We start from the raw sequence: 11,215 nt of genomic DNA on the forward strand, positions 1-11,215 counted from the left end.
GCTGAACCGACCCGGCGACGTGCATGGCGCAACGCAGCAGCGGACGGGTCGACATCGGCTATGTCCGGTCCTGCTACCAGTGACGCCCACACACCCCGGTATCCGTGCTCGCCGAACAGCGCCATCGCCAGCACGAAGTACACCACCACCCGAGACGGTAGTTTCCGCACCCGACGCTCCACGCAACGTGTCGCCCGAAGCACCTCATCGACCAGCACGATCGGGATGACCTGCGTCAGCTCGCCCAACTGCCCGGGCGTGAAAACGCCATCCCGAACATCCCCAGAACGCGACATGGAAGACTGGCATGGCAACGGAGCTCCTCGAACGAGATCAGGTCCTGGTCGACCCCCGTTCTATCGGAGCTCCGTTGCCGCGCCCAGCCCATCCGACGGAGGGGTTGACACACCGTCAATTCGCCAAACTTCCCGGCATTGGGTCTTGGGCAGTCCGCGGTAGCGGGCTCGGCGCAGGCCGGTGGTGTCGGTGGCCTTGCGGATGGTGCCCTCGACGCCGGCACGCAGGGCGTAGTCGCGCTGCCAGGTGCCGTCTTGCTGTTGTGTGCGGGCGGCGTGGATGGCCTCGGTGAGCTCGCGGGGGTAGGGGCTGAGCCGGCGTCCTTTTCGTGAGCCGGTGCACTGCTCCTTGGAGGGACAGGGGATGCAGTCCAGGGCGGCGAAGGCGACGACGGTCTTGGGCACGCCGTCTTGGACGGCGGGGTTCCAGGTGCTGCTGGTTTTCCCGGCGGGGCAGATGGCCTGGTGGTTGTCCCAGTCGATGGTGAAGTCGTGGGCGGCGAAGCCTTGCCCGGCCCTGGCCTGGTGGGAGGTGTCGAGCAGGACCGGTGTGATCAGCGCGACGCCGTAGCTTCTGGTGGAGGAGATGACCAGGTCGGCGCTGGGGTAGCCGGAGTCCAGGTGGTGCCGTTCGGGGAGCAACTCACGGCGTGCCAGGGCCTGGTGGCGAGGATGGTGGTCACGTTGGTGATGATGTTCGGACATGCGGGGCGGGGGCCGTGGTCCTGGGGGTGGCAGGTCTCGGAAACGTGGAGTTTGCACCCGTTCCAGAACATGTCGCGCTTTGCGGACCAGCGGGTGTCGGTGTCGTAGGGGGAGGCCAGGCGTATCGGGGCGGGGGCCAGTCCGTCGCCACCGTCCTCGGTGCGTTCGCGGCGCTTGACGCGAACGTGTCCGTTTCCGGCGGTGGCGCGGGTGTAGTTCTGGACCAGGACCTGTCGCAGGACCTGGACCGCGGGCAGGGTCCGCAGCCAGGGCGGGGTGGCGGGTGAGTGCAGGGCGGCCAGCAGGGTGAAGCCGTCCTTGCCGTAGTTGAGAGCGAGTTTGTCCTGCTTGGTCTTGGACGTGGGCAGGCGCCATGTGTCGATTCGGTCTGCATAGCGCCGGATCCAGTCCGAGACGTCCAGGGCCTGGTCGACCCAGCCCGGCGCAGCGGAGCACAGGGAGTTCAGGGCCGCGCGGACGGTGCGCCTGCCGAAAACCCCGTCCGGGCTGGTCAAGCTGCGTGTTGGTACTCGTGGATCACGCCGCGGAGGCGGTCGTGTCGGCGTATGTCGAGGTGGGCGATTCGGCTCGGATCGGTGATCGGTTCGGGAACTGCCCGGAGCGGAGCGGACTGTTCCATGGCCTGGTGTGGTCGGTGCTCGTTGTGATGGGTCTCGAACTCGCGCAGGGCGTGGCGTAGGTGGCTCTCGTTCCAGATGAGGGTGCGGTCCAGGAGTTCGTGGCGGCAGGTCTGTATCCACCGTTCCATGATCGAGTTCACGCGTGGGACCCGGACGCCGCTGAGAACGATCTGGATGCCGGCGTCGGCGAGGGTCTGGTCGAACAGGGCGGGGAACTTCGCGTCGCGGTCGCGGATCAGGTACTTGACCTTCGAACCCGCGTCATCGAGGTCCATTACTAGATTCTTCGCGGCCTGGGTCATCCAGGCCGCGGTCGGGTGAGCGGTTGTGCCGAGCACGCGTACGCGTCGGGTGGCGTGTTCGATGATGACGAGGATGTACTGGCGCTGTCCGGCCAGGGTGACGGTCTCGATGAAGTCGCAGGCGAGCAGTGCGTCGGCTTGGGAGCGCAGGAAGTCGGCCCAGGTGGTTGCCCCTCGTTCCGGGGCTGGGTCGATGCCTTCGGTTTTGGGGATTTCCCAGATGGTGGAGGCGGCGGTCCTGATGCCGAGGATGGCGAGTTCGCCGTGGATGCGTCGGTAGCCCCACGACGGGTTCTCGCGGACCAGGCGCAGGACCAGGACGCGGATGGAGTGCGCGGTGCGTGGCCGGCCGGGGCGTTTGGGTCGCGAGGCGTTCGCCTTCGGCGCTTGGGGCGGGTTCTTGAGGGTCTGCAGACCCGAGTCGGCGAAGACGGCGTCGAAGGTGTTGGTGAACTGTCCACTGTGATCGAGGTACGCCCATAGCGGTCGCGGGTCCGGCAGGCAGTCGGGCCACTATGCGACGTGTTGTTTCGCCGGAATGATCACGGGTAGGGGCGGACTCCACTGGACTTGACAGTCTCTCAAATCGAACGCGCATACGGTTGTTGTTTCAGGGCTGCGGTCTGTCGATGGGCCACTCAAGTCGACGGAGAGCCAAGCGATATGGCTTCGACGCCATGCCTATGCATGGGCCCATCCCTGCCTCTAGGATCGCGGGTCTAGTAACAGTTCAAATGATCATGAACGAAATGGTGGCATGCCCCCGCAGAATGCTCCAATACCCCCGGCTAGCACGACGCAGCCGCCCGTTCCTGCCACCAGCGGACTGCCCTCGTATCCGCGACAGACGGAACTCGGCTACTACGGAGCGAGGCAGTATGGGCCCAATGGAAAGGCCCTGACGGCGTTCATCCTGAGCTTGGCGGGGGGCGGCCTCATCTCCATAGTCCTCGCAGTGATCGCACTCGGGCAGATCCGCGACACGGGCCAGAGCGGGCGAGGCCTCGCGATCGCGGCACTCGTACTCTCGGTCCTGTGGCTGCCGTTTGAGATCCTCGGGGTGTACTTGAGCGCGACGGGTAGTTGACGAGAAGCTGACCGAAGCCGTGGCAGAACTCTTCGGTATGCCGTCACGGTAGTGGTGGCCAAGTCGCGCCGGCGGGGGCCCTCCGGGCGACCCTGACCCGCACGGGAGCACACGGCTGTAGCAATGTTGGGGTCCACTGCCCTCGGGCTGGCGGTGGGCGGGGACTGGTGCGGTGTCCCAGTCTGACACGGGGGTGTCCCGTTGCGTGCGGACCACCGACGGACCAAAACCTCCTGGAAGCCCCGTGCGCGTCCCTGCGCTGCAGGTCAGCGGGGGTGTACCCCCGTATCGGCTAGCGGCCTGTAAATCTGTCGGCGGTCTTCCGGAAGTGTGATCTGGTGGCGAAGCGGCCAGGCGGGCGGTGCCTCGGCGTGCTTGTCCCCCCGGACCAGGCAGACATCGCCCTGGACCCTGGCCTCGGCTCCCGGGTGTGATGCGCAGTCATCGACGTTGTGGGAAGGGCGTAAGTACGAAGCGCGAGGGTGTCAGGGACGCCCGAGGGCGCGATAGGTCCAGCCCGCACCCCTCCAGCGCTGCGGGTCCAGGGCGTTCCGGCCGTCGAGCATCCGGGGATGGGCCACCTCGTCGGCGAGCAGGACCGGGTCCAGGTCGGCGAATTCCTGCCACTCCGTCAGGTGCAGCACCAAGTCGGCACCCTGAGCGGCCTCGGTGGGCGACGCGGCATAGCCGAGACTGGGGTACATCTTGCGGGCGTTGTCCATTGCCTTGGGGTCGTACACCGCGACATCAGCGCCATGGAGCTGCAGACGGGCGGCCACGTTCAGCGCGGGCGAGTCACGGACGTCGTCAGAGTCGGGCTTGAAGGCGGCACCCCAGACGGCGATCCGACGGCCCAGCAGATCGCCTCCGCACTGCTCCCGGGCGAGCTCGACCATGCGATCTCGGCGCCGCATGTTGATCGCGTCGACCTCGTGGAGGAAGGTCAGCGCCTGGTCGACACCGAGTTCGGCGGCCCGAGCCATGAACGCCCTGATGTCCTTCGGCAGGCAGCCGCCACCGAAGCCGAGGCCGGCGTTGAGGAAGCGTCCGCCGATGCGCGGGTCGTAGGAGAGTGCCCGGGAGAGCTGCGTCACATCGGCTCCGGATGCCTCGCACACCTCCGCCATGGCGTTGATGAACGAGATCTTGGTGGCGAGAAAGGCGTTGGCAGCCGCCTTGACGAGTTCGGCCGTGGCGAAGTCCGTGGTCACCAGCGGCGTGCCCCGGTCCAGCAGTGGGGCGTAGACCTGGCGCAGCAGCGTCTCGGCGGCACTGTCCGGGGTGCCCAGCCCGAAGACCAGGCGGTCCGGGCGGAGCGTGTCGTCGATGGCGAAGCCCTCCCGGAGGAACTCCGGGTTCCAGGCGAGCTGGGCATCGGCGCCGGCCGGGGCGAGCCGTGCGAGGCGCTCGGCGAGGCGCTCGGCGGTGCCGACGGGGACCGTCGACTTCCCCACCAGCAGGGTCGGGTGGTGCAGGTGTGGAGCGAGGGAGTCGACCACGGCATCGACGTGCCTGAGGTCGGCGCCCGGCTCGCCGGACTTCTGCGGGGTGCCGACGCAGGAGAAGTGGACTTCTCCGAACTCGGCGGCCTCGGCGTAGGAAGTGGTGAAGCGGAGTCGCCCCGAGGCGACGTGCTTGGCCAGCAGGTCCTCGAGGCCGGGCTCGTAGAACGGGACCCGGCCCGACTGGAGCGCGGCGATTCTTTCGGTTTGCACGTCCAACCCGAGGACCTCGTGGCCGATTTCCGCCATGCACGCGGCATGGGTCGCGCCCAGGTAGCCGGTGCCTATCACGGTGAGTCTCATGGCCGCAGGTTCTCCTCGGGGTCCGCTGTTCCGTTGCCGCCCATTGCTGTGCCCAGGGGCCTCAGCAGTTGCCAGCGCTCCGCACTCTGGTGATCGGCTCCGGTGAGAGCGCGAGCGTACAGCCTGGAATCAGCACGTCCACTTCCCGCCCATGGACGGCGCTGGGAGCCGCGTGACCTTGACCGTGATTCGGACCGCAGGGAGCGGTGAGTTGCCTTCGGATCTGTCGGATCGACCCATCGCCTCGCCGAACCGGAAGAGGAAAGTCACCCTCCGCTTACCGTTCCTTGCCTTAAGTGACTCAATATGGGGAAATCCTGTGAAGTTGAGTTCAAAATCATCACATGCTCGTAACGTCTTCAACCTTGTATCCGATATAACGGATATTTACTGAGAAGTCGCACATCTCGCCCGGCTAAGGTCCGCACTGCGACGCCGCATTGGGGGTGGCTGCCGGCCGGGAGCCCCGTCCTCAGCGCGGCCCCGGCGCCATCGCTTCGGGGGCTGGCAACGTGCTGCGCCTCGGCGCACGGGCGATCGGGTAGATATACATGCTGGCTTTCTTGCTGGAGTGCCGACAGTGGTGGACGAAGGGGACCGTCTACCCGTTCGCCGTCTTCATGTCGGTGATCTGGATCCTCTGGATCGTCCGGGTCGTGCTGGCACGGATGTACCGGCCGTGGCAGAGGCCGTACCAGGTGACCACATCGGTGATCATCCCGGTGGTGGACGAACCCGAGGACCTGTTCCGGGACGTGCTGGGCCGCATCCTGGCGCAGCAGCCCACAGAGACCATCGTCGTCATCAACGGACGGCGGAACCCAGTTCTGGAGCTGATCTGCGAAGAGCTGGGCGCGTGGTGGTACTGGACGGAGATCCCCGGTAAGCGCAATGCGCTGAAGGTGGGCCTGGAAGTGGCCAGCGGAGAGATCGCGGTCCTTGTCGACTCCGACACCGTGTGGACCCCGAACACGCTCTCCGAGCTGGTCAAGCCGTTCCGTGACCACAAGGTCGGCGGCGTGACCACGCGTCAGCGGATTCTGGATCCGGGGCGTTCGGTCCTCACTCGGTGGGCCGACTGGCTGGAGAGCGTGCGCTGCCAGTACTCCATGCCGGCCATGAGCGTGCTCGGCACGGTGGGCTGCCTCCCGGGCCGCACCATAGCCTTCCGCAGCAGCATCCTCGCCGACTGCATGGAGCGCTTCCTGAGCGAGAAGTTCCTGGGCGTCTTCCTGGAGGTCAGCGATGACCGGACCCTCACCAACTACACGCTCAAGGCCGGTTACAAGACCGTCTACCAGTCCACGTCGCTGGTCTATACCGATGCGCCGCTGGAGCTGAAGAAGCTCGCCAAGCAGCAGTACCGGTGGGCGCGCGGTTCGCAGTACAACACGCTGCGCATGCTGCCCTGGATGCTGCTCCGGGCCAAGATGCTGTGCCTGTTCTACCTCGCCGATATCGCGGTCCCGTTCGTGTTGCTCGGTACCTTCGCCTCCTGGGTCGCCGCCTTCTTCCGGCGCTCGCGGCCCGGCCTCTACACCGAACTGCCGCTGCCGCACACACCCTGGATGGCCGCAGCCGTCATCATCGGGCTCGCCGCGGTGATGTCGCTCATCTCGATCGCCATCCGCTTCGGCCGCCATTTCGCTTACCGACCACAGGACATGGTCTTCCTGCCGGTATTCATGGTCATCAACACCCTGCTGCTGCTGCCCGTACGGCTCCTGGGCTTCTTCCGCTGCGCGCACAACGCCGGCTGGGGAACCCGGGCCGACAGCTTCGCGGGGGAACGGGCGCACAGTCCCCTGGTCATCGTCCCCTACCTTCTAGGCGGCCTCATGCTCTTCGGCTCGGTGATGATGAGTGTCTGACAAGGGAACGGGACACCGGAAGCGCCTCTACATATGGAACCGCGGTACCGGAGTCCGGCTGCGGCTGTGGATGGTGGTCAACGTCACCGCACTCAGCCTGTTGTGCTACCTGGTCTCCGAGGCCGTCATGCACCAGAACGACAACCGGGTCAGCGTCAGCGCCGCCGCCCACCAGAACCTGCGCACACAGAAGGTGGGGAAGAGCACCCGCGCCCCGGTGCCGGTCATCCCGACCAAGGCTGAACTGCTGCACCCCCACGGGATCTACTTCGGTGTGGCCACGCCCAACTCCCCCTGGTCGACGGCGGAGCTGGACCAGGTGGCCCGACAGGCCGCAGCGCGGCCGTCGATGACCGAATACTTCGTCAAGTGGAACCAGGGATTCAACCCGCGCGCGATCGCTGTGGCCTACCAGCAGGGCACCGTTCCGGTGCTCACCTGGGAACCCTGGCAGAGTGTCGCCCCCGGCGCCAAGGGAACGCCCTCCTTCGACGTCAACCAGCCGAAGTACCAGTTGTCCAAGATTGCCGGCGGATCGTTCGACACCTACATCACCGGCTTCGCCAAGGCCGTGGCGGCGGCCAAGTCGCCTGTGGTTCTGCGCTTCGCGCACGAGATGAACGGCACCTGGTACCCCTGGTCCGAGCAGGTCAACGGCAATCGGGCGGGCGACTACGTCAAGGCGTGGCGGCATGTGCACGACCTGTTCGCCAAGGCCGGCGCGACCAATGTGATCTGGCTCTGGAGCCCCAACATCATCCGCAACCTGCCCCACGTCAAGTTGACGCCGCTCTACCCGGGCGACGCCTATGTCGACTGGATAGGCGTGGTCGGCTACGGCGACGAGACGACGGCGGCGAGCACTTTCGACCCGACTCTGCAGGACCTGCGCCGGATCGCACACAAGCCGATACTCATCACGGAGACGGGGGCCCAGCCCGCCGTGAAGGCCCGCTGGACCACGAGCTTCTTCGCCTGGCTGCCCAAGAACCCGGACATCATCGGCTTCATCTGGTTCGAGAAGGACCAGTCGTCCGGAGGCACCGCCGACTGGCGGTTCGATGCGGACCCGCAGAGCCTCAAGGCGTTCGCCGCCGGGATACACGCCGACAGCACAGGCCTGGTCGCTCCGACCAACGCCGTTGCCGCCAAGCCGGGCGGTACGACAACCGCGCTCCCCGCGCCGAGCCCCACCGTCCGGCCCACCGCTTCGCCCTGACCCGCCGTCACCACCGGGCGCGCCCAGAGCCACCACCATCACCCTGAGAAAGGAGCGGCTGCCATGACCGGACTGCAGCCGTCCGAACACGGTCGGGCAGGCACACGGCCGGCGGCTCCGCATGCGGCAGGCACCCCCCCGACATCGCCGCCCCCACCGCCGAACTCCCACGGGGGCCGCCGGTCGCACCGAACCACCGGCGCTGGGATCAGCGCAGGGTACTGGCTGCCGCCGGCACTGCTCATGCTGGTCCTGGGCCTGGTCGGCGTCGGAGATCGCCAGCCCTGGCAGGACGAGTACGCGACCTGGTGGGCGGCGACACTCTCGTGGAGCGACTTCGGTCGGCTGCTGAGCCACGTCGACATCGTCCTCGCTCCCTACTACACGCTGATGCACCTGTGGATCGGCGTGTTCGGGGACTCCGCGGCGGCGATGCGCATCCCCTCCGTCCTAGCCATGTCCGCCGCCGCGGGAGTCGTCGCCCTGCTCGGGCGGCGCCTGTTCGACAGGTCGGTCGGGCTCGCGGGCGGTCTGCTCTTCGCCGTGATCCCCATGACGACGCGCTACGCGCAGGAAGCCCGGCCGTACGCCTTCGCCGTCCTGGCGGCAGCGTCCGCGACGCTGCTCCTGCTGCGCGTGCTCGACCGGTCGAGCGTAGGGCGCTGGGCCTCCTACGGCACTCTTGTCACCTGCATGGGACTCGCGCACCTGGTCACCCTGACCGTACTCGCGGCCCACCTGGTCGCAGTCCTCTCGACCGCCCGGCCGGCTCGCGGCAGGAGCCTGCCGGCCTGGCTGCTCACGGTGGTGGTCGCCCTGCTGCCGGTGCTGCCTCTCGCCTACCTGGGACACACCCAGTCGCAGCAGATCGCGTGGCTCCAGCAGCAGAGCGCCTCCCTGGTCCAACTGCCAGGACAGGTCTTCCACTCCGGGACCGCGGCCGGAGTGATGATCGGCGCTTCGGTCCTCGGCCTGCTGCTCACCCGGCGCTGGGCGGCCATGCTGCTGTGCTGGGCCTTGCTGCCCCCGGTGCTGCTCTTCGCCACCAAGAACGTGCTCGACCTCTTCCTCAACCGCTATCTCATCTTCACTCTTCCTGCCTGGGCCCTGCTCGCCGCAGCGGCCCTTTGCGCGGTCGTACGACTCCTGCCCGGAGGCGGCAAGGCCTGGCATCAGCCGGTGGCCGCCGCCCTGGCTGCTTCCGCCCTGCTGCTCGGCACGACCGCGGACATCACGAGTCTGCGCGCCGACCCGCTGCCGGGTGAGCCCGACTGGCGAGCTGCCACCGCCTGGATGCTGCAACACGACCAGCCCGGTGACGGAATGGCCTTCAACGGGTACCGCGAAGGCCGCCTCGCCCTGTCGTACCAGCTGCGCCGGGTGCAAAACGCTCCGCAGGACGTCTTCCTCGGCCGGAGCGCTCAGTCCCTGGGGCTGTTCGACCCGCAGAACTCCGCCGACCCAGCGGCCGCTGCCGCACGTGTCAACCGCATCTGGCTGCTCTCCACCGCGCCCAAGGGCCACAGCTTCGACCAGATGCCGACCTCGATCGGAGCCCTGTTCGCCACACGCTACCGGGTGGTCCAGACGACGAACTTCTCCTCGGTGCGCGTCCTCCTTCTCGTTCCCACAACGGCGGGCTGAGCTGCCTCCGTTCCGGCGCCATCACTGGGTTGGAGTCCGCCGCCAGCCACTGCCTACGGCCACGCGACTTCCCGCCATCAGGTGGCGTTGCACGACTACACCTGCGCCGACTGGCCCAGGTTGGTGGCGCCGCTGGGACGAGGTCCTCGGCGACCAGCGGCGGCTCGATGCCGGCCACCGGCCTGGAAGGCGAGCACTTGACCGTCTGGACGCAGCACGGATCTCCGGGTACCCGCTTCTCCGTTCGGCAGGTTTTTCCGTCAGCTTCAGCTCGAACGCCTGCCGGGCCTGGAAGCTTTCGTCGCGAGCTCGCCCTGCGCGCCTGCCTCGCCAGCATCCCCGCACACGCCACCTTGACCGGCCCCGCCGCCGGGCGCGAGCAGGCCCTCGACGATCTGGACCAGTACTTCGACACCGGCGAGGAGCGCCAGGGCGCCACGACCGAGGGATGACGGCCGTACCGAGGGTTGGGGCGGGGCAGGCGGGGGTGATCGTCCGTCAAGCTCCGTTGTCAGTGCCTCCCCATAGTGTGGAGACATCACTCGGGGAGTCGCGGAGAAGGAGCAGAGACATGTCCGCCAACAAGATCCAGCACAAGGTGAATCACGTCGCGCTGGTAGTGGACTGTTCGGGTTCCATGCATCAGCACCAGAGTCAACTCATCCGCGTCGTAGACGAGTTCGTGGCGGGCTTGAAGGCCGAGTCGGACAGCCTCGGTCACGAGACCCGGATCAGTCTCTACTCCTTCGACCACAAGGTGGAGAACCTGGTCTGGGATATGGACGTGAAGCATCTGCCGTCCATGCGGGGTCTGTACAAGGTCAACAATGGCGCTACGGCCCTCATCGAAGCCTCTCTGAAGTCCCTGGACGACCTGGGTCACATCTGGGAGGCGTACGGCGAGCACAGTTTCCTCCAGATCGTGGTGACGGACGGCGAGGAGAACGCCTCCGGCGGTGACCGGCGGCACGACGGCGACATGGCCATTCTCGGCCCCTGGCTCGACAGGATCGCGGCGAAGATGGGCGCGCTTCCGGGCCACTGGACGTCCGCGATCCTTGTTCCGAACTCCCTGGCGAAGCGAACCGCCCAGAACTACGGTTTCCCCGCCGGAAACATCGCCATCTGGGATGCGGATTCCCAGGAGGGTGTCGAGGAGGCGATCGGCACCGTGCGCGCTGCCGCCACCAGCTTCCTCCGTGGCCGCGAGAAGGGCGTGCGCGGCACCAAGAACCTGTTCGCGGTCGGCCAGGACATATCGGTCGACGAGGTGCGGGCGAACCTCGAACCGGTTCCGGTCGACAAGTACCGACTCCTGAAGGTCGACGCGGAGGTCGAGATTCGATCCTTCGTTGATTCGCATCCGGGCGTGACGTACGAACGCGGCTCGTGCTACTACCAGTTGGGCACCCGGGTTCAGGTTCAACCCGACAAGGAAGTCATCGTGGTCGAGAAGGACACTGACCGCGCATACACGGGCGACGCGGCACGCAGTCTTCTGTTCGGCACCGGTATCCAGGGGACCGTTTCCGTGAAAGCGGGTCGTCATCCCACGTTGGAGGTATACGTGCAGAGCCGTTCGGTGAACAGGAAGCTCAAGCCGAACACGCGTCTGCTCATCATGCTCTGAAATCGGCCGCGCCGT

At 67.0% G+C, this 11,215-nt stretch carries 9 protein-coding genes and 1 pseudogene; 5 read left to right on the plus strand and 5 right to left on the minus strand.

Translation table 11 applies throughout. The annotated features are described in order from the left end of the window. The 4 genes and pseudogenes from ABH925_RS25725 to ABH925_RS25740 form a co-directional block, all read right to left on the minus strand. A partial coding sequence (locus ABH925_RS25725) for a transposase domain-containing protein (RefSeq protein WP_370151283.1) occupies positions 1-248 on the minus strand: 248 nt, incomplete at its 3' end. 108 nt (positions 249-356) lie between these two features. Next, a complete protein-coding gene (locus tag ABH925_RS25730) occupies positions 357-938 on the minus strand; it encodes a transposase (RefSeq protein WP_370151284.1) in 582 nt (193 codons plus the stop codon). Next, complete coding sequence (locus tag ABH925_RS25735; RefSeq protein ID WP_370151285.1) at positions 851-1,516, minus strand: hypothetical protein; 666 nt, start codon at positions 1,514-1,516, stop codon at positions 851-853. The genes ABH925_RS25730 and ABH925_RS25735 overlap by 88 nt, the downstream gene beginning before the upstream one ends. Then, a pseudogene (locus ABH925_RS25740) lies at positions 1,513-2,322 on the minus strand (integrase core domain-containing protein); the annotation flags it as partial. The gene ABH925_RS25735 and the pseudogene ABH925_RS25740, both read right to left, overlap by 4 nt. Before the next feature lie 379 nt (positions 2,323-2,701). Between ABH925_RS25740 and ABH925_RS25745 the strand changes: the two are divergent. Then, the gene (locus ABH925_RS25745; protein WP_370151286.1) at positions 2,702-3,031 is read left to right on the plus strand and encodes a DUF4190 domain-containing protein; all 330 of its coding nucleotides are present in this window, start codon (positions 2,702-2,704) and stop codon (positions 3,029-3,031) included. Between the two features lie 485 nt (positions 3,032-3,516). Here the strand turns inward: ABH925_RS25745 and ABH925_RS25750 are convergent, their stop codons facing one another. Continuing rightward, the gene (locus tag ABH925_RS25750; protein ID WP_370151287.1) at positions 3,517-4,836 is read right to left on the minus strand and encodes a UDP-glucose/GDP-mannose dehydrogenase family protein; all 1,320 of its coding nucleotides are present in this window, start codon (positions 4,834-4,836) and stop codon (positions 3,517-3,519) included. Positions 4,837-5,387: 551 nt separating this feature from the next. Between ABH925_RS25750 and ABH925_RS25755 the strand changes: the two genes are divergently transcribed. From ABH925_RS25755 to ABH925_RS25770, 4 genes are all read left to right on the plus strand, one after another. Next, complete coding sequence (locus ABH925_RS25755; RefSeq protein ID WP_370151288.1) at positions 5,388-6,707, plus strand: glycosyltransferase family 2 protein; 1,320 nt, start codon at positions 5,388-5,390, stop codon at positions 6,705-6,707. After that, positions 6,700-7,926, plus strand: coding sequence for a glycoside hydrolase family 26 protein (locus tag ABH925_RS25760; protein WP_370151289.1), 1,227 nt, complete (start codon positions 6,700-6,702; stop codon positions 7,924-7,926). Before ABH925_RS25755 ends, ABH925_RS25760 begins: the two co-directional genes overlap by 8 nt. A gap of 243 nt (positions 7,927-8,169) precedes the next feature. Continuing rightward, the gene (locus ABH925_RS25765) at positions 8,170-9,570 is read left to right on the plus strand and encodes a glycosyltransferase family 39 protein (RefSeq protein WP_370151290.1); all 1,401 of its coding nucleotides are present in this window, start codon (positions 8,170-8,172) and stop codon (positions 9,568-9,570) included. Between the two features lie 571 nt (positions 9,571-10,141). Then, positions 10,142-11,200, plus strand: a complete 1,059-nt coding sequence (locus ABH925_RS25770) for a VWA domain-containing protein (RefSeq protein WP_370151291.1) — start codon at positions 10,142-10,144, stop codon at positions 11,198-11,200. The last annotated feature ends 15 nt before the right edge of the window (positions 11,201-11,215 follow it).

This window comes from Streptacidiphilus sp. EB129, from assembly GCF_041262645.1.
Taxonomy (GTDB): domain Bacteria; phylum Actinomycetota; class Actinomycetes; order Streptomycetales; family Streptomycetaceae; genus Streptacidiphilus.